Raw genomic sequence first — 23,923 nt, forward strand, 5'->3', positions numbered from 1 at the left:
ACTGGGTCCGTGCCGATCACCTCGACGATCCTCGATGTCGCGTCGCGGCATCCCGAGCGGACGGCGATCGCGGGGGAGGGCGAGCGGCTCTCGTACGCCGACCTCGTCGAGGACTCGCGGCGCGTGTTCGCGGTCGTCGACGCGCTCCACGGCGCCCAGGACCATCCGCCCGCCCCGGCGCGCGAGACGGAGGGCATCCCGATCACGGCCGTCAGCGTCACCTCGGCCTTCCACACGGCGCGCCTCGTCGCGGGGCTCGCGGGGCACCGATCCGTCTCCGCCGTCATCGACCCGCGCTGGCCGCTCGCGCATCGCGTGCGCGTCGTCGTCGCGACCGGGATCGGCGTCGTCGTGAGCGACGATCCCGCGCTCGCCGCCGCGCTCGCGGAGGCCGGCTGGAGAGGCGTCGTCCTCTCGCTCGACGACGTCCGGCGCCGAGAGGCCGAGACGCGGCCGGCCGCGCCGCCGGCCGTGCGCGACGCGGACGAGCCGTTCCTCATGCTCTTCTCCTCGGGCACGACGAGCGACCCGAAGGCGTTCCTCAAGACCCGCCGGCAGTATCGCGAGAACGTCGCCGTGTCGAGCGCCCATCTCGAGCCGCTGCCCGGTGTCGCGACGCTCGCGCCGGGCCCCGTCTCGTACAGCCTCACGCTCTACGCCGTGATCGAGTGCCTGGCGACGGGCGGCAGCGTGCACCTCGCCGACGCGTTCGACCCCCTCGACGCGACCCGGCGCATCCGCGACGAGCACATCACGCGTGTCGTCGCGGTCCCTGCGGTCGTCGAGGCGCTCACCGCCGCGGCTCGGCGGGATCCCGACCGGCTCGCGTCGCTCGAGCTCGTCGTGACCGGGGGCGCGAACCTGCCGGCGCGCATCCGCGCGGGCCTCGCCTCGGTGCTCCCGCACGTGCGCCTGATCAGCTACTACGGCGCGGCGGAGATCGGCTTCATCGGCGACAGCCGCGGCGGCGACGGCACGCTCATCGACGTCTACGACGGGATCGCCGTGCGTGTCCGCGACGCCGACGGCGTCGACCTGCCCGACGGCGAGCCCGGCACCCTGTGGGTGCGCGCCGCCGCGTGCTCCGACGGCTACGTCTCGGGCACGACCGACGCCGTGCTGCGCGATGCGTCGGGGTGGGCCACGGTCCACGATCAGGCGCGGATCATCGGCGGCCGTCTCGAGCTCATCGGGCGCGCCGGGGACATCGCGGTGACCGGGGCCACAAGGTCGCGCTGCCCGACGTCGAGCGGGCGTTCGACGGGATGGCCGGGGTCGTGGCGACCTGTGCGGTCGCCCTGCCCGACGGGCGCCTCGGGACGGCCGTCGCCCTCATCCTCGAGGGCGACGCACCCGACAAGGCGGCGCTCCTGGCGCACGCGCGCTCGCACCTCGCCCCCCAGTTCGTGCCGCGCCGCTGGTACCGGGTCGCTCGCCTGCCGCGGACCGTCGGCGGCAAGATCCGGCGTGCCGAGGCGAAGGAGCTCGTCGTGCGCGGAGAGGCGGAGCGCCTGTGAGCCGCCGCGTCGTGATCACGGGAGCCGGCGCGGTCACGCCGAGCGGCATCGGCGTCCCCGCGATGTGGCAGGCCGTCGCCGACGGCCGCAGCGCCATCCGCGAGCTCGACGGGCCGGAGTTCGCCGAGCTCCCCGTCCGCATCGGGGGCCAGGTGCGCGACTTCGATGCATCCGACCTCCTCGAGCCCGGCCTCGCGCGGCGCCTCAGCGCCGTGCTCCAGTGGGCTGTCGCCGCAGGAGACGAGGCGATCGACGACGCGGATGCGCGCGGCATGCTCGGCGGCCGCGTCGATGTCATCGCCGCGACCGGCTCGGGGCCGGTCGACGCCATGCAGCGCGCGACGAGAGCGCTGGATGCCCGCGGGCCGCGGGCGGTCCCGCTCGCTCTCGCGATGCACGGCGCGCCCGACGCGGCGGCCGCTCTGCTCAGCCAGAGGCATGGCCTCACGGGAGCCGCCTCGGCGGTCTCAGCCACATGCGCGAGCGGCGCCGTCGCGATCGGCGAGGGCATGCGCCGCATCCGGCACGGGTACGCCGACGCCGTGCTCGTCGTGGGGATGGAGGACTGCCTCGGACCCGTGAACCTCGCCTCGAACGCCAACCTGCGCGCGCTCGCGACGGGATACGAGGACGACCCGTCGGCGGCATCGCGGCCGTTCGACCGCGGGCGAACGGGCTTCGTCATGTCGCAGGGTGCCGCGGCCGTGCTGCTCGAGTCGGTCGACAGCGCGCGGGCTCGCGGTGCCCGTGCGATCGCCGAGGTCGCGGGGTTCGGCGCATCGAGCGATGCGCACCATCCCACCGCCCCGCGCCCCGACGGCGCAGGCGCGGCGGCCGCGATCCGCGCCTGCCTCGATGACGCAGGCGCGACAGCCGAGCGGGTGCAGCACGTGAACGCGCACGGCACGGGCACGCCCGCGGGCGACGCGGCCGAGCTCGCGGCGCTCGAGGCCGCCCTCGGCGCCCGCGCCCGCGCCATCCCCATCAGCGCGACGAAGTCGTCGACCGGGCATCTGCTCGGCGCGGCGGGCGTCGTGGAGGCGATCATCGCGGCGCTGAGCATCCGCGACGGCATCCTGCCGCCCACGCTCAATCTCGACGACCCCGAGCCCGGATGGGACGTGGTCGCCGGCACGGCGCGGCGCGCTGACGTCGCCGCCGTGCTGTCGACGTCGTTCGGCTTCGGCGGGCACAACGGCGCGCTGCTCATCGCGCGCGGAGAGGAGACACATGGACCGGGAACGCAGGCATGCTGAGCTCGCCGAGCGGTACCTCCCCGACGATCTGCTCGAGCGGTTCCGGGAGCGCGCCGCCGTGTACGACCGGGAGAACCGCTTCTTCGACGAGGACCTCGAGGAGCTGCGCGCAGTCGGCTATCTGACGCTGTTCGTCCCCGAGGAGCTCGGCGGGGCAGGCCTCGGCCTCGGCGACGTCTCCCGGCTGCAGCAGCGTCTCGCCGGGGCGGCTCCGGCCACGGCGCTCGCGATCAACATGCACCTCATGTGCACGGGCGTCGTCCAGGCGATGCTCGCGCGCGGCGACCGGTCGCTGGCGTGGGTGCTCGAGGAGGCCATGGCGGGCGAGATCTTCGCGTTCGGCATCAGCGAGCCGTCGAACGACTGGGTGCTTCAGGGGTCGAACACCGTCGCGGAGCCCGACGGCGACGGCGGGTACCGCCTCACGGGCGTCAAGATCTTCACGTCGCTCTCGCCCGTGTGGACGCGCCTCATCGTGCACGGACGCGACGGCTCCGTTCCCGACAACCCCGTGCTCGTGTACGGCTTCGTCGACCGGGACGCGCCCGGCATCACGGTCTCCGACCAGTGGGACGTGCTCGGCATGCGCGCGTCGCAGAGCCGTGCGACCATCCTCGACGGCGTGCCGCTCCGCGCCGACCGGGTCGCTCGCCGGATCCCGGCGGGACGCCATCCCGACCTCCTCGTGTTCGCGATCACGAGCACGTTCCAGCTGCTCGTCGGGTCGGTCTACGCGGGCATCGCACGCCGCGCGCTCGAGCTGGGGGCCGAAGCGCTGAAGCGGCGGCGGTCGGCGAAGACCGGCACGACGTTCGCCGAGGTGCCCGAGGCGCGCGTGCGCCTCGCCGATGCGCACATGGCGTACCTCGCGGTGCCCGCGCAGCTCGAGGCCTACACGCGCGACTTCGACGAGCTCGTCGAGCACGGCGCCGGATGGCCGCTGCGGCTCGTGAGCGCGCGGCTCAACGCGTCGCACGCGGCGCGCAGAGCCGCGGAGACCGCCCTCCTGTGCGCGGGCGGCAGCGGCTTCGACAACGGCAGCGAGCTCAGCCGCCTGTACCGCGACGCGACGGCGGGCCTGTTCCATCCGCCGAGCGCGGATGTCGCGCGGCCCATGTACGCGGCCGCGCTCCTCGACGACGACTGAGCATCACGCGCGCCTATGATCGGCAGAGGAACGGCATCGAGCGCGGGGGAGACAGCCATGCGGCGGACGACGGTCGAGAGCGAGCCCCGTGGGCCGATCGAGGCGAGGCTCGTGGGCTGGCGCATCCGCCCGTTCACCTTCGGCCTCTTCGGGGCGCTCGGCGTGCTCGTCGCGCTGCTCATCGGGTCGCTCGTGGGCAAGCTCGCCACGGTCCTCGTGTACATCGGGATCGCGCTGTTCCTCGCGCTCGGTCTCGATCCGGTCGTCCGCGCGATCGAGCGGCGGCTCCCGCGCCCTGCCGCGGTCGCGATCGTCGTGGCCGGCGTGCTGCTCGCGTTCGCCGGCATCGTGCTCGCGATCGTCCCCGTGCTCGTGCAGCAGGTGACGAACCTCATCGACAACGGGCCGCAGATGGTGAGCGACGTCATGGCCAGCGACTGGTACCGGCAGCTGAGCGCGCAGTTCGGGTCGTCGTTCGAGGACGCGGCAGGGCAGGCGCTGAGCTTCCTCCAGGATCCGGCCAACCTCACCCAGATCGGCGGAGGCATCGTCGCGGTCGGAGCCGGCATCGCGGGCGGCGTCACGGGCATGACGATCGTGCTCATCCTCACGCTCTACTTCATGGCATCGCTGCGCGGCATGAAGCGCCTCGCGGCGCGCTTCGTTCCCGCCTACCAGCGGGCGCGCTTCACCGAGGTGCTCGAGGAGATCTCGAGTGCGGTCGGCCGCTACGTGATCGGCCAGGCGAGCCTCGCGCTCATCAACGGCGTGCTCAGCCTCATCGTGCTGAGCATCATCGGGGCGCCCATGCCGGCGCTCCTCGCGCTCATCGCGTTCATCGGCTCGCTCATCCCGCTCGTCGGAACGCTCAGCGCGTCGATCATCAACTCGCTCATCTGCCTGATCGCCTCGCCGGTGACGGCGCTCATCGCGTTCGGGTACTACCTCGTCTACATGCAGATCGAGGCGTACGTGCTGAGCCCGCGCATCATGAGCAAGGCTGTCGCCGTGCCGGGCGCGATCGTCGTCATCGCCGCCGTCGCGGGCGGTGCCCTCGGCGGCGTGCTGGGCGCGCTCGTCGCGATCCCGGTGGCGGCGAGCATCATCATCATCGTGCAGAAGGTGATCTTCCCGTCGCAGGACGCCAAGCGGCTCCCGCCGGCGAAGGTCTGACGAGGGCCGGCGATAACGCGCGCGCGGTCGCGGATCAAGCCCCTCGGCGCGGACCGCGCCGTCGCGCAGAGTGGACGGGTACCGACACCCGGCTCCGACAGGAGGACCCCATGGACGCGAACGACAGCCGCCTGACCGACGACCCCGACGCCATCCGCCCTGTCCGGGATGCGGAGGCGACCGCGTACGCGGACCCGTCCGCCGATCCTGCGCAGGCGGAGTGGGAGCAGACCGAGGCGCGCGATGCGGGGGAGGGCGCGAGCGAGGAGACGGCGACCGGCCGTGACCCCGACGAGATCCCGGCGGACGACGACGAGATCCCGGCGGCCGACCTCCCCGTGAGCGACGTGCAGCCCGAGACGCAGGACGAGGATCCGGTCGTCGCCGAGCTCGGCGAGGACGGGGAGGGCGACCTCGCCCCCGAAGACCTCTGAATCGGCGCGCCGTCTCCGCTCCCGAGAATCGGGGGAATGGCGATCGGCGGGTGCAGAACTCCAGCGTCCCGTGCGCTGAACATGACACTCGTGCGGATATCGCCGGAGCTGCCCGATATTCCTTCTCCTGAGGCCCGCAAGCGCTGGATTTCCGCGCTTGCGGGCCCCTCCTCTGCGTGCGTAGGATCCAGGCGATCCCGCACAGGAGGACCCGCCATGACCGAACCCATCGGACCCGTCGACGCATCCGTCGTCCCCCGCTTCGCGGGCATCGCGACCTTCGCGCGCCTCCCGCGCATCGACGAGGTGGACCGAGCCGACATCGCCGTCGTGGGCGTTCCGTTCGACAGCGGTGTGAGCTACCGCCCCGGCGCCCGGTTCGGTCCCGCTCACGTCCGCGAGGCGTCCCGTCTGCTGCGGCCGTTCAATCCCGCGCAGGGCGTCTCGCCGTTCGCCGCTCAGCAGGTCGCCGACGCGGGCGACATCGCGGCGAACCCGTTCGACATCGACGACGCGGTCCGCGCGATCGACGAAGCAGCGACGGCGCTGCGCGCAGGAGGAACGCGCCTCGTGACGATCGGCGGCGACCACACGATCGCGCTTCCGCTTCTGCGCTCCGTCGCGCGCGACCACGGACCGGTCGCGGTGCTGCACTTCGACGCCCACCTCGACACGTGGGACACCTACTTCGGCGCGCCCGTCACGCACGGCACGCCCTTCCGTCGCGCGAGCGAGGAGGGGCTCATCGACCAGACCGCGAGCATGCACGTCGGAACGCGCGGCCCCCTGTACGGGCAGTCCGACCTCGTCGACGACGAGCGCCTCGGCTTCGCGATCGTAACGAGCGAGCAGATCGAGGAGGACGGCGTCGAGCGCGCGATCGAGCGGATCCGCACCCGGATCGGCGACGCGCCGCTCTACATCTCGATCGACATCGACGTGCTCGATCCCGCGCATGCCCCGGGCACGGGGACGCCCGAGGCCGGCGGCCTCACCTCGCGCGAGCTCCTGCGCATCCTGCGCGCCCTCGCCGACAAGCGCATCGTCGGAGCCGACGTCGTCGAGGTCGCGCCGGCCTACGACCACGCGCAGCTCACGGCCGTCGCGGCGTCGCACGTCGCGTACGAGCTCATCAGCGCGATGGCGCCCCGGGCCGAGCGATGAGCGTCCGCACGCCCGGCGAGGACGAGGTCGCGGCGGCGGCCGCCGCCATCGTCGACGCGTTCGCCGCGACCGACACCCGGCGCTACTTCGCGCGCTTCGCACCCGACGCCTCGTTCGTGTTCCACACCGAGGCCGCGCGGCTCGACGACCGGGCGTCGTACGAGATCCTGTGGAGGTCGTGGACCGAATCGGGATGGCGCGTGCTGTCGTGCACGTCGTCGGACGCGCTCGTGCAGACCTACCCCGGAGGTGCGGTCTTCAGCCACACGGTGGCGACCCGGGTCGCCACCGGCGTCGGCGAGGAGGCGTACCGCGAGCGCGAGAGCATCGTCTTCCGCGTCGACGGCGGTCGCCTCGTCGCGATCCACGAGCACCTGTCACCCCTTCCCGCCGGCGACTGAGCCGCACCCCGAGGAGACGCCGATGTCATCCGAACGCCGTCGAGAGACCCCCGCCGACGCGACCGGCCCCGTCACGGGCACGCTCGCGGTCCGGCGTGTCGGGATGATCTGGCTCGCCGCCAACCTCGTCGTGACGACTCTTCTGACGGGCACGCTGTTCGTGCCCGGGATCGACTACGGCGGCGCGCTTCTCATGATCGTGATCGGCACGCTCGCGGGCGTGGCCGTGCTCGCGGCCGTCGGCAACATCGGCACACGCACCGGCCTGCCGACGATGGCGCTGACACGCGGCGCGTTCGGCACCCGCGGCAGCCTGCTGCCGCTCGCGGCGAACGTGTTCGTGCTCATGGGATGGAGCTGGGTGCAGGCCATGCTCGCGGGGGTGACGGTCGACGCACTCGTCGCGCAGCTCACGGGCTTCTCGAACCCGGTCCTGTTCTCGGTGCTGTGCCAGGCGATCGTCGTCGTCCTCGCGATCTTCGGCCACGAGGGCATCGCCCGGGTCGAGCCGTGGCTCGCGGTGCTCATGCTCATCGTCATCGGGTGGATGTTCGCGCAGGCGTTCACGGCGTTCCCTCCGGCGGACTACTTCGCGCTCGAGCCGACCGGCGAGCTCACCCACGTGTTCGTGCTCGACATGGTCATCGCGACGGCGATCTCGTGGACCGTGCTGTCGGCCGATGTGAACCGGCTCGCGCGGACCTCGCGTGCGGGCGTCGTCGGCTCGGTCGCGGGCTACGCGACCTCGACGATCGTGTCGATGTCGCTCGGAGCGACCGCATTCGCGTACATCCTCCAGTCGGGTGGCGACGGGGCGCCGTTCGACCCGACCGCGCTCGTGACGGCGTTCGGGGCGCCGATCGCGGTGGTGATCTTCGTCTCGGTCATGGCGACGAACACGATGGTCGTGTACGGGATGACGACGTCGGTCATGAACTCCCTGCCCGGCTGGCAGCCGCGCTTCCTCCCCACCGCGCTCATCCTCGGCGCGATCTCGATCGCGGGCTCGACGTGGCTCGCGCTGCTCGACCAGTTCACGACGTTCCTCACGGTCATCGGCGCGTTCTTCGTGCCGGTGTTCGCGATCATGATCGTGGACTACTACGTCATCCGGCGCGGGTCGTACAACGCCGACATCCTCCGCAGCTCGGGCGGCCGCTACTGGTTCGCGAAGGGGGTGAACCCGATCGCGATCATCGCCTGGGTCGTCGGCGCGCTCGTGTCCTATCTCCTCACCTATGTCTGGCCGAGTCCGATCGGCGCGACCGCCGCCGCGTTCGCCGTGACATTCGCGGTGTACCTCGTCCCGATGCTCCCCGTCCGGCGTCGCGCGCGTGCCGAGCGCAGCGTGCACCTCGCCGAGCAGTCGCTGGAGGGCTGAGGCCTCAGCGCGCGGCGGGCCGCAGCGTCCGCGCGTAGTCCTCCTTGAGCACCGCGAGGTGCAGCCACGACTCCATCCGCGCGACGCCAGGGAGCGTGCGGAGTCGTTCGAGGCTCGCGTACAGCGCGCCCGCCGTCGGCTCCACGAGCGTCGCGACCGCGTCGAAGCGGCCCAGCGTGCGAGCGGCGAAGTCGACGCCGCGCCACTCGCGCAGCGCGTCGATCACGGCGTCGTCCTCCCCGGAGAGGTTGAGCCCGACCCCCATCGACAGCTGCCGGTGCGCAAGGCCCCGCGCCTCGACGGCGCTGATCTTGATGACACCGCCCGCGATGAGGCGCTGCACGCGCGTCGTGACCGCGGAGGGGGAGAGGCGGACCGCCTCGCCGAGTGCGCGATAGCTCATGCGGCCGTCGCGCTGCAGCATCTCGATCAGGGACATGTCGATGTCGTCGATCACGAGGTCGCCCTGATAGTCCGAGACGAAGAAGCCCTTCACGACCGTGGAGTAGATCAGGGTGCTGATGTCCACGACGCCGCTGAGCCCGCGGATGCGCGCGAGCAGCTCGTGGAGGGTCGCCATGGAGCCGACCCGCACCTCGGTGACGAGATCGTGCGAGCCGCCCACGGCCGAGACGAGCACGGTCTCGGGGAGCCCGCGCAGATGCTCGGCGATGGGCTGCACGGAGCCGTCGGCCCGCACCGAGACGTGCGCGAGCACGTGCTGACCGAGGAAGGCGGGATCGACCGCGGCGACGACGCGCACGGTGCCGTCGGCGAGCATCGCGCGGAGCCGTGTCGAGACGGCCGCGCGGGACTGCCCGAGCCTCAGCGCGAGGGAGTGGATGCTCGCACGCCCGTCCTCCTGCAGCGCCCGAACGAGGTCGGCTTCGAAGTCCATCCCGTCTCCGATCCGCGAGATTCCGTGGAACGCGCGTCGACGCGCGCAGAAGTGAAGTCTACTCGCGATTCAAGGAGACACCGCGAGCGGATCTGCGCGTTCTTCGAATCGGAACATCGGCGACAGCGAGATTCTCCTGGAGTTCTGGCCTTGCTCCGCCTTCCGGCCGCTCGTAGCATCCGATGCAACCCGATACCCCCGCAAAGGAGCGGCCACCATGACTTCCACGCACAGCAGAGCGCGGCGCGCCGGCTTCGCCGCGTTCGTCGGCACCACGATCGAGTGGTACGACTTCTACGTCTACGCGACCGCCGCCGCCCTCGTCTTCGGACCGCTGTTCTTCCCGAGCGACGACCCGCTCGCCGAGACAGCGGCCGCCTTCGCGACGTTCGCCGTCGCCTTCCTCGTCCGTCCGCTGGGCGGCATCGTCTTCGGCCACATCGGAGACAAGCTGGGCCGCCGTGTCTCCCTCGTGATCACCCTCCTCCTCATGGGCGTCGCGACCGTGCTCGTCGGCTGCCTGCCGACGTACGCCGACATCGGCATCGCCGCGCCGATCCTCCTCATCGCCCTGCGCGCGCTGCAGGGGCTGGCCGTCGGCGGCGAGTGGGGCGGCGCCGTCCTGATGAGCGTCGAGCACGCGCCCGAGAAGTCGAAGACCTTCTACGGGGGCTTCACGCAGCTCGGCAACCCCGCCGGTGCGCTGCTCGCGTCCGGCGTCTTCGCGATCATGTCGCGCGGCGGCGAGACCTTCATCATCGACGGCGGATGGCGCATCCCGTTCATCGCGTCGATCGTGCTCATCGGGGTGGGGCTGTGGGTCCGCTACCGCGTCGAGGAGTCGCCGGTCTTCGCCTCGAAGGTCGAGGGGCGCAAGCAGTCCATGCCGCTCGCGTTCGCGCTGCGTGCCAACTGGCTGCCGATCCTCCTCGGCATCGGCCTGCTGCCGATCTCGACCGGCGGCTACTACCTCGCGACGACGTTCGCCACGGCATACGCGACCGGCGAGACGGTCGCGCTCAGCGAGCAGCTGATCCTCGACGCGATGACCGTGGCGTCGTTCGTCGAGTTCCTCGTGACGCTCCCCATCGCGTGGCTGGGCGACCGCTGGGGGCGCAAGAACATCATGTACATCGGCCTGGTCACCTCCGTGCTCACGTTCGCGCCCTTCCTGCTCGTCATGCCGGGGCGGATCGAGCCGGCCGTCTTCCTCCTGGCCTCGCTCGTGCGCGTCGCGATGAGCGCGACGTACGCTCCGATCGCCGCGATCCTCGCGCAGATGTTCCGCCCTCAGGCGCGCTACACGTCGATCGCGCTCGCCTATGGCGTGGGCGCGGCGGTCTGGGCAGGGTTCTCGCCCTGGTTCGCGACGCAGCTCATCGCGTGGACCGGCAGCGTCTGGTCGGTGATCGCGATGTTCATCGGGATGGCCGTGCTCGCGGGCATCTGCACGCGGCTCGCTCCCCAGCACTCCGACGAGGCGCCGGTCACGGCGTCCTTCACGCCCCGCACCGACACGAGGACGAACCGACTCCCATGAGGAAGCTGACCCCCTTCGACCGACCCGCTCAGACCGCGCCGCGGATGATCGTCGCGCGTGCGATCCACACGGTCGACGCCCGCGACACGACCGCGACGGCGATGCTCATCGATCGCGGCCGGATCCTCGCCGTCGGCGACCGCGAGACTTGCGCGGCGGCCGCGCACGCGCTCGGCCTCGATCCGGAGACCGTCGACCTCGGCGACGGCGTCGTCGTGCCGGGCTTCGTCGACGCGCACGCGCATCCGCTCATGTACGGGCAGATGATGACGTGGGTGGACTGCGGGCCCGAGAAGGCGGGCAGCATCCCCGAGATCGTCGCGCTGCTCCGCGCCGCGGCGGAGGGCCTCCCCGAGGGGCGTCCCGTCCGCGGCTACGGGTACGAGCACCGCAACCTCGCCGAGCGCCGTCACCCGACCCGCTTCGAGCTCGACGAGGTGTCGACCGAGCGCGAGGTCTACCTCATGAACGCCTCGGGCCACGGCGGCGTCGTCAACAGCGTGACGCTCGAGCGCGCGGGCGTCGACCGCGGCACGCCCGACCCCGAGGGCGGCGTGTTCTTCCGCGACGCAGACGGCGAGCTCACGGGCGAGCTGTCCGACGCGGCCTGCAACATCCTCACCGGGGTGCACGGCGTGAAGATCGGCCATCACGGACCGAACTTCCACCTCGCCGACGAGCCGGAGGAGCACCTGCGCCAGCTCGATGTCGCGACCCGCCGGTTCCTCGAGGGCGGTGTGACCGCGATCGGCGACGCTCAGGTCTCGCGTCGCGAGTTCGACATGTACCTGCGCCTCGCCGAGGCCGGGCGGCTCGAGCTGCGCGTGTCGATGTACCTGCTCTCGCACCTCCTCGACGAGGCACTCGAGATGGGGCTCGTGGGCGCCTTCGGCAACGCGCACCTGAGCTTCGCCGGCATCAAGCTCTACGCCGACGGCACGCTCGGCGGATGGACGGCGTACTTCCCCGACGGGTACGTGGGCGACCCGTGCCGCACGGGCCAGCTCTACCACGAGCCCGCAGAGTACGCAGAGCTCATCCGCCGCGCACACGCCGCGGGCCTGCAGACCGCCACGCATGCGCAGTCGCCGACCGCGATCGAGATGGTCGTGTCGGCGATCGAGGCGGCGCTCGCCGAGCGCCCCGATCCCGACGCCCGCCATCGGATCGAGCACTGCGGCCTGCCGACGGCCGACCAGATCCGCCGGATGGCTGCAGCGGGCATCCGGCCGGTGAACCAGACGCAGCACTACTACAACTGGGGCGAGGGCGTCGAGGAGGCCATCGGAACCCCGGGGGAGCGGTTCAACCCGCTGGGCGAGTTCGAGGCCGCCGGCGTGCCGATCACGATCTCGTCGGATGCGCCGGTCGCCGAGCCCATCCCGCTCGAGGCGATCCAGACGGCCGTGACGCGGGTGACGCGGCGCGGGCGCCGTCTCGGCCCCGACGACCTGCGCGTGTCCGCGCGCGCGGCGCTGCGCGCCCACACCTACGAAGGCGCGGTGTCGCTCGGGCGGGAGGACGATCTCGGCTCGCTCGAGGTCGGGAAGTGCGCGGACTTCGCCGTGCTGAGCGACGACCCGCTCGCGGTCGAGCCCGAGCGCATCGCCGCCATCCGGGTCAGGGAGACGTGGATCGGCGGCGAGCGCCGCCACCGCGCGGAGGTCGGCTCGTGACCGGGGCGCGCGACGCGGACACCGCGGGGCGTGCGGTGCTCGAGACGATCCGCGCCTATGGCGTCACGGCCGTCTTCGGCATCCCCGGCACGCACAACCTCGAGCTCTACCGGCCGCTGACCGATCTCGGCATCCGCGCGGTCACGAATCGCCATGAGCAGGGCTCCGGCTACGGGGCGGACGGCTGGACGCAGCTGACGGGGATGCCGGGCGTCGTCATCACGACCTCGGGGCCCGGTCTGCAGAACGCCATGAGCGCGATCGGCACGGCGTTCTGCGAGTCCCGCCCGCTGCTCGTGCTGTCGCCCGGGGTCGCGCGCGGAGACGAGTTCCGCGACGTCGGCACGCTCCACGAGACCAAGGACGCGAGCGCCATGGTCGGTGCGATCGCGGAGTGGTCGCGCCGCGTCGAGAGCGCGGCTGAGGCCGTGGACGCCGTGCACGACGCCTTCGCGCTCTTCCGCACGGGGCGGCCGCGCCCCGTGCACATCGAGATCCCGCTCGACGTGCTCGAGGCGCCGGCCGAGGTGCCGGTCGCCGCACGGGCGCCGCGCGAGCTCCGCCCGGCGGCACGGCCGGACGCGACCGCCGTCGCCCGTGCTGTCGCGCTTCTCGAGGGCGCCCGGCGCCCCGTGATCGTCGCCGGCGGGGGCGCCACGCGCGCCGCCACGCAGGTGACGGCGCTCGCCGAGCGCCTCGGCGCTCCGGTGCTGACGACCCTCAACGGCAAGGGGACGGTCGACGAGCACCACCCCCTGTCGCTCGGCTCGAACCTGCGACTCGCGTCGGCGCGCGGGGTCGCGGAGGACGCAGACGTGCTCGTCGTGCTCGGCTCGAAGCTCGGCGAGGCCGAGCTGTGGGCTCCCGCACTCGCCGCACGCGGCCGGGTCATCCGCATCGACATCTCGGCCGCGCAGGTGCACAAGAACCTCGAGGCGACGGTCGGGATCGTGGGCGACTGCGGGGCCGTCCTCGATGCGCTGCTCGCCGAGCTCGCGATCCGGACGCGCCCCGCGCCGAACCTCGCCGACGCGCGAGCGGCCATCCTCGCGGAGACCCGTGAGGCCCTCCCGGAGACCGTCGCGCTCGCCGAGGCCATCGCGCGAGCCCTGCCCCACGACGCGGTCGTCGCAGGCGACTCGTCGCAGATCGTCTACATGGCGCTCGCGAACGTGCTCCGCCAGGCGCGCCCGCATTCGCTGCTCTACACGCCGACCTACGCGACGCTCGGATACGGACTCCCGGCCGCGATCGGCGCCCGGGTCGCCCAGACCGAGCGGCCCGTCGTCGCCGTCCTGGGCGACGGCGCGCTCATGTTCTGCGTCAACGAGCTCATGACCGCGGTCGAGCAGCGGCTCGACCTCGTCGTCGTGTGCGTCGACAACGGCGGCTACGAGGAGATCCGGCAGAACGAGATCGACCGGGGCATCGCGCCGATCGGCGTCGATCTCGTCCAGCCGGACTGGGCTGCGCTCGCAGATGCCTTCGGCGCGCGGGGCATGCGCGTCGAGCGACGGGCCGACATCGGCACCGCGATCGGCGAGGCGGTCGAGGCCGGAGGCGTCCGGCTCGTCCACATCCCGCAGGGCGCACTCGTCGACGGATGAGTCCTCAGCGCGCTCGGTCGTAGACGAGCGCGAGCTCCCCGCGGTCGCCGGCCTCGTGCAGCACCAGGCGCCAGGACGACGACGGGAGCCCGTCCTCGAGCAGCCGCTCGCCGCCGCCGGAGATCTCGGGGCAGACGATGAGGTAGAGCCGGTCGATGAGGTCCGCGGCCAGGAGCGGGCGGATGAGGCTCGGGCTGGTGTTGACGAGGATGTCGCCCTCGCCGGACGCGCGCAGCTGCGTCACGACGTCGGCGACGGGGGCCGAGACGATGCGCGTGCGCTCCCACGGCGCCTCCGAGAGCGAGGACGAGAGGACCACCTTCTCGACATCGCGGAGCCAGGCGGCGTAGCCGCGGTCGCGCGGGTCTGCGGAGGGGTCGTCGGCGACGGAAGGCCAGAAGCCGAGGAACCCCTGCGCGTTGCCGCGACCGAGCACGGCCGTCGTCGCGTTCTCGTGCATGCGGTGCATCTGGTCGCGTGCGACATCGGTCACCGCATACGGGACGATCGCAGCGAGGTCGCCGGGCCCGCCGGGGCCGTTGAAGCGTCCATCGAGGGTGAGGCTGAGGTTCGCCGTGACCCTGCGAGGTGCGTGAGCGTTCATGAGAGGGGTTCCTTCCGATCAGGCCGCGGATCCGCGGCGACGCGTGCGACGAGGTTGTCGAGCACCTGGTTCCAGCCGGTCTCGATGCCGGCGATGAAGGGAGCGGAGGCGACGGCGGTGGCGTCGAGGTGCAGCTCCGCCGCGAGACGGGTTCCCCGGGGAGCCTCGTCGAGCGAGACCGCGTAGTGGGCCGTGAAGGCCACACCGCCCTCGCTGTCGCGCACCGACAGGTCGAACTCGAGGCGCTCCGGAGCCTCGGCGACCCGGACCCGCCCGTCCGACCGGTAGTGAGCGCCGTCCGGATCGCGGTAGGCGAGCACGACCGCCCCCTCCGGGTGCGGTGCGATCGTGCTCTCGACGACCTCGAAAGACGGCGGCGCCCACCACGTGGCGAGGAGTGCGGCGTCGGTCCAGTGACGCCACACCGTCTCGCGCGGGGCGGCGAGGTGGCGCTCGAAGGCGAACGAGCGGCCATCCGCCCATCCAGGGGAGTCCGCGGCGGCACGCTCCGCACTGATGGCGGCGCGATAGCGATCGAGCACCTCGCGCTCGTCGGCGTGCGCGTCGGCCTGCTGCAGGAGGTTCGCGAGGCGGTTCGCCGCAGCCCGGAGGGGCGACGTCTCGAGGGCGTACACCCTCCGCTGGCCGAGGGGATGCACGCTGACCACGCCCACGCGCGCGAGCGTCTGCAGGTGCTTGGTGGTCTGCGGCTGGCGCAGGCCGAGAAGCTCCGCCAGCTCGCCCACGGCTCGGGGGCGGAGGGCGAGCAGCTCGATCATCCGCCATCGGGCGGGATCGGCGAGAGCGGCGAGCAGCGGGTCCATGACTGAAGTATTCACTGCGACGAATATTCATGTCAAGGAAAATCTTCGGCGCGGTGTACCGTCGGCGCATGCGCGATCTCAGCCGTCCCATCCGCACCGGCATGACCGTGTACCCCGGCGACCCCGCGGTGCGCATCGAGTCGGCTCTCGAGATCGCGCGCGACGGCGTCGAGGTCGCCGCCCTGCACCTCGGCTCGCACACGGGAACGCACCTCGACGCGCCGTCCCACGTCATCGCGGGCGGGCGCACGACCGGCGCGATCCCGCTCGACGAGCTCGTGGGCGAGGCAATCGTCCTGCACCTCGGCGAGGTCGCCGCCGGCGCGGTCATCACGCTCGACGACCTGCGTAGGGCGTCGGCCGACCTCGAAGCCGATCTGCGGCCGATCGTCGTGCTGGACACCGGATGGGCGGAGCGCTTCGGGTCGGCGGACGCGACCGCGCATCCGCACCTCGACCCGGTGGCGGCCGCCTGGCTCGTCGCGCACGGGATGCGCGTGCTCGCGGTCGACCTGCTGAGCCCCGACCCGACGGGCGGGGAGGGCTTCCCCGTGCACGAGATCGTGCTCGGCGCCGACGCGCTCATCGTCGAGAACCTGCGCGGCCTGGCGGGCCTCGAGCGGCATCCGCGGATCGGCGTCTTCCCGCTCGCGATCGATGCGGATGGAGCGCCGGCGCGCGTCGTCGCCCTCTGATCTCCCCGCGGTTCCAGTGTACGGCCGGGGTGGGGGCTTGCCGCAAGGCCCCCGGTACGGGGCAGAATCGTCTCCTTCCCTCCGGCCGGCACCCGCGCGCAGCGGGTGTCCGCCGTGCCGTCGCGATCGTCGGAGCCGCCCGCATGACCACCGCCCTCAGCCCGTTCGCCCTTCCCGACAGCCGCGCCGCCAAGGCCGACGCCGCGCTCATCGCACGCGACGAGGCGCAGTTCGCCGCGATCGCCGCGAGCCTCGCTCGCCAGATCGCCGACGCATCCGACCGCCTCGAGGCGCAGCGCCGCGCGCCGGCCGGCCAGGGGCAGAAGGCCCTCGACCGCGACCTCGAGATCCACCGCCTGACGGCCCGCCTGCGCCTGCTGCGGCGCTTCGGCCTCGATCTCTGCCTCGGCCGCATGGTGCCCGCCGAGGGCGGCGACCCTGTCTACATCGGCCGCATCGGCCTCTCCGATGCCGATGGCGAGCCGCTCCTCGTCGACTGGAGGGCGCGGGCGGCCGAGCCCTTCTTCGGCGCGACGCACGCCGATCCGATGGGGCTGAGCAGCCGACGGCGCTACCGGTGGAGCGGCGGCCGCATCGTCGACTACTGGGACGAGGTGTTCACGGCCGACGCCCTCGAGAGCGGCGCGGCGCTCGACGACCAGTCCGCCTTCATCGCGAGTCTCGGCGCGAGCCGCTCTCCGCACATGCGCGATGTGCTCGCGACCATCCAGGCCGATCAGGACGCGATCATCCGCGCACCCTCGGCCGGCGCGCTCGTCGTCGACGGCGGCCCGGGAACGGGCAAGACGGTCGTCGCGCTCCATCGCGCGGCCTACCTGCTGCACGCCGAGCCGCGGATGGCGCGCGGTGGCGGCGGCGTGCTCGTCGTCGGGCCGTCGCGCGCATATCTCGACTACGTGTCGGATGTGCTGCCGAGTCTCGGAGAGGAGGGCGTGCGCGTGTGCACGGTCGACGACCTCGTGGTCGAGGGCGCCGTCGCCCGCGCGGAACCCGACCCCCGGGTCGCGTCTCTCAAGGCGGACGGGCGGATGGTGCAGGCGATCGAGCCGGCCGTGCGCCTCTACGAGGAGCCGCCCGTCGACGAGGTGCTCGTGGAGACGCCATGGACGGACGTCGTCGTGACGGCGGATGACTGGGCCGACGCGTTCGCGTCTCCCGAGCCGGGGACGCCGCACAACGAGGCGCGCGACCAGGTCTGGGAGACGCTGCTCGAGCTCATCGCCGACCGGCACGACGACGAGGAGGTGCCGGCGGACCTCCTGCGCCGCGCGCTCGCGCAGGACAGGGACCTCGCGACGGCCTTCACGCGCGCGTGGCCGCGGCTCGAGGCAGCGGATCTCGTGAGCGACCTGTGGACCGTGCCGGCGTACCTGCGGCGCTGCGCGCCGTGGCTCGCGGACGACGAGGTGCGGCTGCTGACGCGGGCGAATGGCGCGGCCTGGACGAGCGCGGATCTCCCGCTTCTCGATGCAGCCCGGATGCGACTGGGCGATCCCGGGACGGCGCGCCGCGCGCGGGAGCGCGAGGCGGCGCTGTCCGCGCAGCGGGCCTACCGGGAGGACATCGCCGACTACCTCATCGCGAACGACGACAGCGAGATGGGCGTCGCGATGATCCTGCGCGGGGACGACGCGCGGGAGAGCCTCGTCGACGAGGCGGGCGTTCCGGCGCACGAACCCGACGCGCTGATCGGGCCCTTCGCCCACATCGTCGTCGACGAGGCGCAGGAGCTCACCGACGCGCAGTGGCAGATGCTGCTGCGCCGCTGTCCCTCCCGCAGCCTGACGGTCGTCGGCGACCGAGCGCAGGCACGGCACGGCTTCCTCGGCTCGTGGGAGGAGCGGCTCGCGCGCGCGGGTCTGCGCGACGTGCGCGTCGCCTCGCTCACGGTCAACTACCGGACGCCGTCGGAGATCATGGCGGTCGCCGAGCCGGTCATCCGCGCCGCCCTGCCCGACGCGAACGTCCCGGTGTCCGTACGCAGCTCGGGCATCCCCGTGCGGAGGGCGCGGGCGGGTGAGCGCGACGCGATTCTCGAGCGGTGGCTCGCCGGGCACGTCGAGGGCACGGCATGCGTGATCGGTGACCCGGACTTCCGCCCGCACGGGCGCGTCCGCTCGGCGACGCCGGAGGACGCGAAGGGACTCGAGTTCGACCTCGTGCTCCTCGCCGGCGCCGATGCGCCGGGCGAGGGGATCGAGGCCGCGGTCGACCGCTACGTCGCGATGACGCGTGCGACGCGCGAGCTCGTCCTCCTCGATGCGGAGCCGGGGGAGACGGATGTCCGACGACCTCGCTAGCGTGTGGGTCATGTCCGCTCTCGATGCGCTCCGCGGCCGCCTCTCCGGCCTCCTCCGCCTGCCCGACGACGCCGCCTTCGACGAGGCGCGCCGACCGTGGAACCTCTCCGTCGAGCAGCGGCCCGCGGCGGTCGCTGAGCCGGCCGGAGTCGACGACCTCGTCGCCCTCGTCGCCTTCGCGCGCGAGGAGGGCGTCGCGCTCGCCGTCCAGCCGTGCGGGCATGGCGCGGCCTCGGCTCTCGAGGGAGCAGTGCTCGTTCGGCCCCGTGCCTTCGATGCGCTCGAGATCGACCAGGAGGCCCGCATCGCGCGTATCGGCGCCGGCGTGGCGTGGGGCGCGGTCATCGACGCCCTCGACGGCACGGGACTGGTCGCGCCCGCCGGCACGAGCCGCGTCGTGAGCGCGACGGGCTACACCCTCGGCGGGGGACACTCGTGGTTCAGCCGATCGGCGGGCCTCGGGTCTGACGCGCTGCGCGCGGCCTGGATCGTCCGGCCAGACGGGACGCACGAGCGTGTGGATGACGCGAGCGACCCCGAGACCATGTGGGCGCTGCGCGGCGCGGGCGGCATCGCGGGGATCGTGACCGAGATCGAGATCGACCTCGTCGCGGCCCCCGTGCTCGTGGGCGGCAGCATCGTCTTCGACTCGGCGCACTCGGCCGACGCGCTGCGGGCCGTGCGCGACCTCGCCGCTGTCGCCCCGCCGTCGCTCAATCTCTTCGCGACGTCGATGCGCATGCCCGACGTCCCTCAGCTGCCCGAGGCGATCAGGGCGCGCAGCTTCCTCACGGTCGATGTGCTCGCGATCGACGAGGCCGCGGCGGAGTTCCTCGAGCCGATTCGCGCGGCGGCCCCCGTCGAGCGCGAGGACTTCGGTCACACGACACCGGCGCTCATGGCCTCTCGATCGGCGGAGCCCACCGATCCCACGCCCACACGCGGTGTGTCCTCCGCACTGCGGTCTCTCGACGACGCCCTGCTCGACGACCTCCTCACGTTCCGCGCGCTTCCCGAGCAGGCGCCCCTCGTCGGACTCGGGCTCCGCATGCTCGGCGGCGCACTCGACTCGCCACGCCGCGAGGGGTTCGCGTCCCTGTCCGACGCCGCATGGCTCGTGCACGGACTCGCCCCGGCCGCGCCCGGTGCGCCGCGCGAGCCGGGTGACGCGAGCCTCGCTGGCCTGCGCGAGATCCTCGGTCGCGCGGACGAGGCGCCGCTCGTGCCGACGTTCCTCGCGCCCGAGGAGACGCTCGAGCGCGCGGGGACCCGCGCCGATCTCGATCGACTCCGCGCCATCCGCGAGCGGGTCGATCCCGACGCCGTCCTGCACGAGGGGCGCCTGCCGCGATGACGGCGGCGGGGCGACGCTCTCGAGGCTGAATCCGGGCTCGCCCACCGACCGTCGACGCCAGCCCGCGTGCACGCTCATGACCTGTTCCATCGACGGCGACGTGCTCGGCGACGTCGCGCTCGTGCCGCTCGTCCGCGTCTGACGACGCCGAACGGCCCGGCCGCGCGAACGCAGCCGGGCCGTCGGGGACCTCGCGTCAGCTCGAGCGGTGCGCGCGGTAGTACGCGAGCAGCGCCTTCGTCGACGGGTCCTGGGCCTCGAGCGCGGCCTCGTCGCCCTCGATGGCGGGCGCGATCTGGAGGGCGAGCTGCTTGCCGAGCTCGACGCCCCACTGGTCGAAGGAGTTGATGCCCCACACGACGCCCTGCGTGAAGACGATGTGCTCGTACAGCGCGATCAGCTGGCCGAGCACCGCCGGCGTGAGGGCGGGAGCGAAGATCGACGTCGTCGGGCGGTTGCCCGCGAACGTGCGGGCCGCGACGAGCGGACCCGTCGTGCCCTCGGCCTCCACCTCATCCGCGGTCTTGCCGAACGCGAGCGCCTTCGTCTGCGCGAGGAAGTTCGCGAGGAACAGCCCGTGCACGTCCCGGCCGCCGTCCTGGAGGGGGTATGCGGGGTTCGCGAACGCGATGAAGTCGGCCGGGATGAGCCGCGTGCCCTGGTGGATCAGCTGGTAGAACGCATGCTGGCCGTTCGTGCCCGGCTCGCCCCAGAACACCTCGCCCGTGTCGGTCGTCACCGGCGTGCCGTCCCAGCGCACCGACTTGCCGTTGGACTCCATGGTGAGCTGCTGGAGGTAGGCCGCGAAGCGGTGCAGCTGCTGCGCGTAGGGGAGCACCGCGTGCGACTGGGCGCCGAGGAAGTTCGTGTACCAGACGTTGAGGAGCCCCATGAGCACGGGCACGTTGCGCGTGAGCGGCGTCGTGCGCACGTGCTCGTCCACCGCGTGGAATCCCTCGAGCAGCTCGCGGAAGACCGCCGGTCCGAGCACGATCGCGAGCGACGTGCCGATCGCCGAGTCCACCGAGTAGCGGCCGCCGACCCAGTCCCAGAACCCGAAGGCGTTCTCGGGGTCGATGCCGAAGTCGGCGACCTTGTCGAGGGCGGTCGACACGGCGACGAAGTGGTGCGCGACGGCGTCGGTGCGCGCCGCGTCGTCGTCGGCGATCGCGCCCTTGCCGGCGAGCTGCGACCACAGCCAGTCGCGTGCGAGACGTGCGTTCGTGAGCGTCTCGAGCGTCGTGAACGTCTTCGACGCGACGATGAACAGGGTCGTCTCGGCGTCGAGGTCGGCGACCTTCTGCGCGAGGTCCGTGGGGTCGATGTTCGAGATGAAGCGCGCCTCGATTCCCGCGTCAGCGTAGGGCTTGAGCGCCTCGTAGACCATCACCGGCCCGAGGTCGGATCCGCCGATGCCGATGTTCACGACGTGCGTCACGCGCTTGCCGGTGACGCCCCGCCAGTCGCCGCCGCGCACGCGCTCCGCGAAGGCGGAGACCTTGTCGAGCACGGCGTGCACGTCGGCGTCGACATCCTGCCCGTCGACCGTGAGCGCGGGCGTCGCGCCGGCCGGGCGACGCAGCGCGGTGTGCAGGACCGCGCGGTCCTCGGTCGTGTTGATGTGCGTGCCCTCGAGCATCGCCGCGAAGCGCTCGGCGACGCCGGTCTGCTCGGCGAGTCGCACGAGCGAGGCGAGGATGTCGTCGGTCACGAGGTTCTTCGAGAGGTCCACGTGGAGGTCGGCGAGCGGAAGGCTGAGACGCTCGGCCCGATCGGGGTCGGCTGCGAACCAGCCGCGCAGGTCGGGGGAGAAGCTCGCGCGGTGCGCCTCGAGCTCCGCCCAGGCCGAGGTGGACGTGGGGTCGACGGGAGCGGTCATGCTGCAACCGTACCGAGTGCCGCCCTCACGCGCCCACCGGGCGTCATGTGAGGGCAGGCTCCGCATGTCAAGCCCGTGCCGCGGTCAGGGGCTGCGTCTAGCGTGAGCACCAGGCACCGAGAGCCGGAGGCGACCATGTCGATCAACGTCCGCGAGATCCGCTGCACCCCCGAGGAGATCTTCCGCGTCCTCGGCGACGGATGGCTCTACCCGGTCTGGGTCGTGGGGGCGTCGCGCATGCGCGAGGTCGATGACGACTGGCCGCGCCCCGGCGCCGAGCTCCACCACTCGGTGGGCAGCTGGCCGCTGCTCCTCGACGACACGACCGAGTGCGTCGAGTGGGATCCGCCGCGCCGGATGGTGCTGCAGGCGCGCGGATGGCCGATCGGCGAGGCGCGCGTGACGATCGAGGTCAAGCCGCGCGGCGCCGGATCGCTCGTGCGGATCTCGGAGGCGGCCGTCGAGGGTCCCGGGTCGCTCGTTCCCCGGTTCCTCGTCGATCCGCCGCTGCATGCGCGCAATGCCGAGACGCTGCGGCGTCTGGCGTTCCTCGCCGAGGGACACGCGGCCCGCGACCGTGCGGCGGGCTCCTGAGCGTCAGTCCGTCGGCTCGCCCGAGGCGATGCGCTCGCGCGGCATCGCGATCGCGGCCGCGAGCATGAGCGCCGCCGTGACGGCGACGCCGACGAAGACCCAGGTGGAGGCCGCGATGATCGTGTCGTAGTCGTGCTCGCCCTCGCCAGCGGCGATGATGCCGTTCGCGACGGCGCCGAAGATCGCGACGCCGACGGCAGAGCCCACCGAGCGCGAGAAGGCGTTGAGTCCCGTGACGACCCCGCGCTCGCCCCACCCGACCGACGCCTGCGCGGCGATCAGGGTCGGCGCGGCCGTCCAGCCGAGGCCGAAGCCGACGACGAACGCGGTGAGGGCGACGAGGAACGGGTTGGGCCAGGGCGCGACGGCCACGAGCCCGGCAGCGCCCGCGAGCGAGATCGCCGCGCCGATCACGGTCGTCGTGCGGAAGCCCCAGCGCAGGTACAGGCGCCCCGAGTTCGACGCCGCGAGCGGCCATCCGAGCGTGAGCGCGGCCACCGCGAGCCCCGAGAGGAGCGGCACGGTGCCGATCGAGTTCTCGAGGTAGGTGGGCGCGAAGCTCGTGATGCCCGTCAGCAGCGCACCGACTGCGAGCGCCACGAGGGTGGTCGTGAGGATGAGCCGGCGCCGGAGCAGCGACAGGTCGATGATCGGCTCGGCTGCGCGCCGCTCGACGAGGGCGAACGCGACGAGGGCGACCCCGGCGATCGAGAAGGCCGCGATGCTCGGCGGAGCCGTCCATGCCCAGGCGCTCCCGCCCTCGAGGACCGCGAGGATGAGGGCGGACATCCCGACCGTCAGGAGCGCGGCTCCCGCGTAGTCGATGCGGTGACGGCGCCGCTCGACCTGCTCGTGATACGCGCGCACGAGCATCCAGCCCGCGGCGATGCAGAGCGGGATGTTGATGAGGAAGATGCCGCGCCACGACGCGAACTGAGAGAAGACCCCGCCGAGGGCAGGGCCGAGGACCGATGAGACCGCCCAGACGCTCGCGATGTAGCCCTGCACCTTCGCGCGCTCCTCGACCGTGTAGATGTCGCCGACGATCGTCATGGCCATGGGCGTCGCCGCGCCGGCGCCGAGACCCTGGACGAGGCGGAAGAGGATGAGCGACGTCATGCTCCAGGCGACGCCGCACAGAAGGGAGCCGACGAGGAACAGCCCGATGCCGATGAGGATGATGGGCTTGCGCCCGATCGTGTCCGAGAGCTTCGAGTAGATCGGGACGCTCACGGCCTGCGCGAGCAGGTAGACCGAGAACAGCCACGGGAACTGGTCGAACTGCCCGAGATCGGCCACGACGCTCGGGACGGCCGTCGCGAGGATGGTCGCGTCGATCGCGATGAGCCCGGTCGCCAGCATGAGCGCTCCGAGCACGGGCCCGCGCTCGGATCGAAGGCCGACGGTCCTGCTGCGACTGCTCGTGGTGCTCACCTCACAACCCAAGTCGCGGGGCGC

General features: G+C 72.6%; 20 protein-coding genes and 1 pseudogene. 16 read left to right on the forward strand and 5 right to left on the reverse strand.

The window, feature by feature from the left end:
• Positions 1 to 9: 9 nt before the first annotated feature.
• From M1D46_RS08150 to M1D46_RS08190, 9 genes and pseudogenes are all read left to right on the forward strand, one after another.
• A pseudogene (locus M1D46_RS08150) lies at positions 10 to 1,035 on the forward strand (AMP-binding protein); the annotation flags it as partial.
• Between the two features lie 242 nt (positions 1,036 to 1,277).
• The gene (locus tag M1D46_RS08155; RefSeq protein WP_456287113.1) at positions 1,278 to 1,517 is read left to right on the forward strand and encodes a hypothetical protein; all 240 of its coding nucleotides are present in this window, start codon (positions 1,278 to 1,280) and stop codon (positions 1,515 to 1,517) included.
• Positions 1,514 to 2,773, forward strand: a complete 1,260-nt coding sequence (locus M1D46_RS08160; RefSeq protein ID WP_456287114.1) for a beta-ketoacyl-[acyl-carrier-protein] synthase family protein — start codon at positions 1,514 to 1,516, stop codon at positions 2,771 to 2,773. The genes M1D46_RS08155 and M1D46_RS08160 overlap by 4 nt, the downstream gene beginning before the upstream one ends.
• The gene (locus tag M1D46_RS08165) at positions 2,748 to 3,920 is read left to right on the forward strand and encodes an acyl-CoA dehydrogenase family protein (RefSeq protein ID WP_456287115.1); all 1,173 of its coding nucleotides are present in this window, start codon (positions 2,748 to 2,750) and stop codon (positions 3,918 to 3,920) included. Before M1D46_RS08160 ends, M1D46_RS08165 begins: the two co-directional genes overlap by 26 nt.
• A gap of 57 nt (positions 3,921 to 3,977) precedes the next feature.
• Positions 3,978 to 5,093 carry an AI-2E family transporter gene (locus M1D46_RS08170; protein WP_324011843.1) on the forward strand — a complete coding sequence of 372 codons (1,116 nt, stop codon included), beginning with the start codon at positions 3,978 to 3,980 and terminating at the stop codon, positions 5,091 to 5,093.
• 110 nt (positions 5,094 to 5,203) lie between these two features.
• Entirely contained in the window at positions 5,204 to 5,527 is a 324-nt protein-coding gene (locus M1D46_RS08175; RefSeq protein WP_324011842.1) for a sugar ABC transporter ATPase, read from the forward strand.
• A 216-nt stretch (positions 5,528 to 5,743) separates the two neighbouring features.
• Positions 5,744 to 6,691, forward strand: coding sequence for an agmatinase (gene speB / locus M1D46_RS08180; protein ID WP_456287116.1), 948 nt, complete (start codon positions 5,744 to 5,746; stop codon positions 6,689 to 6,691).
• Complete coding sequence (locus M1D46_RS08185; protein ID WP_456287117.1) at positions 6,688 to 7,092, forward strand: nuclear transport factor 2 family protein; 405 nt, start codon at positions 6,688 to 6,690, stop codon at positions 7,090 to 7,092. Before speB ends, M1D46_RS08185 begins: the two co-directional genes overlap by 4 nt.
• A gap of 22 nt (positions 7,093 to 7,114) precedes the next feature.
• Positions 7,115 to 8,473 (forward strand): purine-cytosine permease family protein, encoded by a 1,359-nt coding sequence (locus M1D46_RS08190; protein ID WP_456287118.1) that lies wholly within the window; start codon positions 7,115 to 7,117, stop codon positions 8,471 to 8,473.
• A 4-nt stretch (positions 8,474 to 8,477) separates the two neighbouring features.
• Here the strand turns inward: M1D46_RS08190 and M1D46_RS08195 are convergent, their stop codons facing one another.
• Positions 8,478 to 9,371, reverse strand: a complete 894-nt coding sequence (locus tag M1D46_RS08195) for an Lrp/AsnC family transcriptional regulator (RefSeq protein WP_271173337.1) — start codon at positions 9,369 to 9,371, stop codon at positions 8,478 to 8,480.
• A gap of 217 nt (positions 9,372 to 9,588) precedes the next feature.
• On the opposite strand from M1D46_RS08195, the gene M1D46_RS08200 reads away from it, so the two are divergent.
• The 3 genes from M1D46_RS08200 to M1D46_RS08210 are packed head-to-tail and all read left to right on the forward strand — an operon-like array spanning position 9,589 to position 14,194.
• Positions 9,589 to 10,911: an MFS transporter gene (locus M1D46_RS08200; RefSeq protein WP_456287119.1), complete on the forward strand. Its 1,323-nt coding sequence runs from the start codon at positions 9,589 to 9,591 to the stop codon at positions 10,909 to 10,911.
• Positions 10,908 to 12,587, forward strand: coding sequence for an amidohydrolase (locus tag M1D46_RS08205; protein WP_456287120.1), 1,680 nt, complete (start codon positions 10,908 to 10,910; stop codon positions 12,585 to 12,587). Before M1D46_RS08200 ends, M1D46_RS08205 begins: the two co-directional genes overlap by 4 nt.
• Positions 12,584 to 14,194 carry a thiamine pyrophosphate-binding protein gene (locus M1D46_RS08210; protein ID WP_456287121.1) on the forward strand — a complete coding sequence of 537 codons (1,611 nt, stop codon included), beginning with the start codon at positions 12,584 to 12,586 and terminating at the stop codon, positions 14,192 to 14,194. Before M1D46_RS08205 ends, M1D46_RS08210 begins: the two co-directional genes overlap by 4 nt.
• A 4-nt stretch (positions 14,195 to 14,198) precedes the next feature.
• Here M1D46_RS08210 and M1D46_RS08215 read toward each other — a convergent pair whose 3' ends face one another.
• Together M1D46_RS08215 and M1D46_RS08220 are read right to left on the reverse strand one after the other, a co-directional pair.
• Entirely contained in the window at positions 14,199 to 14,798 is a 600-nt protein-coding gene (locus M1D46_RS08215; protein WP_282979188.1) for a dihydrofolate reductase family protein, read from the reverse strand.
• On the reverse strand, positions 14,795 to 15,622 hold the full coding sequence (locus tag M1D46_RS08220; RefSeq protein ID WP_456287122.1) for a metalloregulator ArsR/SmtB family transcription factor: 828 nt from the start codon (positions 15,620 to 15,622) through the stop codon (positions 14,795 to 14,797). The genes M1D46_RS08215 and M1D46_RS08220 overlap by 4 nt, the downstream gene beginning before the upstream one ends.
• A 68-nt stretch (positions 15,623 to 15,690) precedes the next feature.
• Here M1D46_RS08220 and M1D46_RS08225 point away from each other — a divergent pair, with 68 nt between their 5' ends.
• The 3 genes from M1D46_RS08225 to M1D46_RS08235 all read left to right on the forward strand — a co-directional run bounded on the left by M1D46_RS08225 (position 15,691) and on the right by M1D46_RS08235 (position 19,992).
• Positions 15,691 to 16,317, forward strand: coding sequence for a cyclase family protein (locus M1D46_RS08225; protein ID WP_455968583.1), 627 nt, complete (start codon positions 15,691 to 15,693; stop codon positions 16,315 to 16,317).
• 143 nt (positions 16,318 to 16,460) lie between these two features.
• On the forward strand, positions 16,461 to 18,638 hold the full coding sequence (gene helR, locus M1D46_RS08230; RefSeq protein WP_456287123.1) for an RNA polymerase recycling motor ATPase HelR: 2,178 nt from the start codon (positions 16,461 to 16,463) through the stop codon (positions 18,636 to 18,638).
• Positions 18,639 to 18,648: 10 nt separating this feature from the next.
• On the forward strand, positions 18,649 to 19,992 hold the full coding sequence (locus M1D46_RS08235) for an FAD-binding oxidoreductase (RefSeq protein WP_456287124.1): 1,344 nt from the start codon (positions 18,649 to 18,651) through the stop codon (positions 19,990 to 19,992).
• A 196-nt stretch (positions 19,993 to 20,188) separates the two neighbouring features.
• On the opposite strand, the gene pgi is transcribed toward M1D46_RS08235, so the two are convergent.
• A complete protein-coding gene (gene pgi, locus M1D46_RS08240; protein ID WP_282979182.1) occupies positions 20,189 to 21,871 on the reverse strand; it encodes a glucose-6-phosphate isomerase in 1,683 nt (560 codons plus the stop codon).
• Positions 21,872 to 22,006: 135 nt separating this feature from the next.
• Between pgi and M1D46_RS08245 the strand changes: the two genes are divergently transcribed.
• Entirely contained in the window at positions 22,007 to 22,465 is a 459-nt protein-coding gene (locus M1D46_RS08245) for an SRPBCC family protein (RefSeq protein WP_271173396.1), read from the forward strand.
• Positions 22,466 to 22,468: 3 nt separating this feature from the next.
• Here M1D46_RS08245 and M1D46_RS08250 read toward each other — a convergent pair whose 3' ends face one another.
• Positions 22,469 to 23,899 (reverse strand): MFS transporter, encoded by a 1,431-nt coding sequence (locus M1D46_RS08250; protein ID WP_456287125.1) that lies wholly within the window; start codon positions 23,897 to 23,899, stop codon positions 22,469 to 22,471.
• Positions 23,900 to 23,923: the final 24 nt, after the last annotated feature.

It is taken from the genome of Microbacterium sp. JZ70, from assembly GCF_053903225.1.

Coding starts and splice junctions, on each gene's coding strand:
- M1D46_RS08165 (WP_456287115.1), top strand. CDS start 2,748: ATGGACCGGGAACGCAGGCATGCTGAGCTCGCCGAGCGGTACCTCCCC.
- M1D46_RS08170 (WP_324011843.1), top strand. CDS start 3,978: ATGCGGCGGACGACGGTCGAGAGCGAGCCCCGTGGGCCGATCGAGGCG.
- M1D46_RS08175 (WP_324011842.1), top strand. CDS start 5,204: ATGGACGCGAACGACAGCCGCCTGACCGACGACCCCGACGCCATCCGC.
- speB (WP_456287116.1), top strand. CDS start 5,744: ATGACCGAACCCATCGGACCCGTCGACGCATCCGTCGTCCCCCGCTTC.
- M1D46_RS08185 (WP_456287117.1), top strand. CDS start 6,688: ATGAGCGTCCGCACGCCCGGCGAGGACGAGGTCGCGGCGGCGGCCGCC.
- M1D46_RS08190 (WP_456287118.1), top strand. CDS start 7,115: ATGTCATCCGAACGCCGTCGAGAGACCCCCGCCGACGCGACCGGCCCC.
- M1D46_RS08195 (WP_271173337.1), bottom strand. CDS start 9,371: ATGGACTTCGAAGCCGACCTCGTTCGGGCGCTGCAGGAGGACGGGCGT.
- M1D46_RS08200 (WP_456287119.1), top strand. CDS start 9,589: ATGACTTCCACGCACAGCAGAGCGCGGCGCGCCGGCTTCGCCGCGTTC.
- M1D46_RS08205 (WP_456287120.1), top strand. CDS start 10,908: ATGAGGAAGCTGACCCCCTTCGACCGACCCGCTCAGACCGCGCCGCGG.
- M1D46_RS08215 (WP_282979188.1), bottom strand. CDS start 14,798: ATGAACGCTCACGCACCTCGCAGGGTCACGGCGAACCTCAGCCTCACC.
- M1D46_RS08220 (WP_456287122.1), bottom strand. CDS start 15,622: ATGGACCCGCTGCTCGCCGCTCTCGCCGATCCCGCCCGATGGCGGATG.
- M1D46_RS08225 (WP_455968583.1), top strand. CDS start 15,691: ATGCGCGATCTCAGCCGTCCCATCCGCACCGGCATGACCGTGTACCCC.
- helR (WP_456287123.1), top strand. CDS start 16,461: ATGACCACCGCCCTCAGCCCGTTCGCCCTTCCCGACAGCCGCGCCGCC.
- M1D46_RS08235 (WP_456287124.1), top strand. CDS start 18,649: ATGTCCGCTCTCGATGCGCTCCGCGGCCGCCTCTCCGGCCTCCTCCGC.
- pgi (WP_282979182.1), bottom strand. CDS start 21,871: ATGACCGCTCCCGTCGACCCCACGTCCACCTCGGCCTGGGCGGAGCTC.
- M1D46_RS08245 (WP_271173396.1), top strand. CDS start 22,007: ATGTCGATCAACGTCCGCGAGATCCGCTGCACCCCCGAGGAGATCTTC.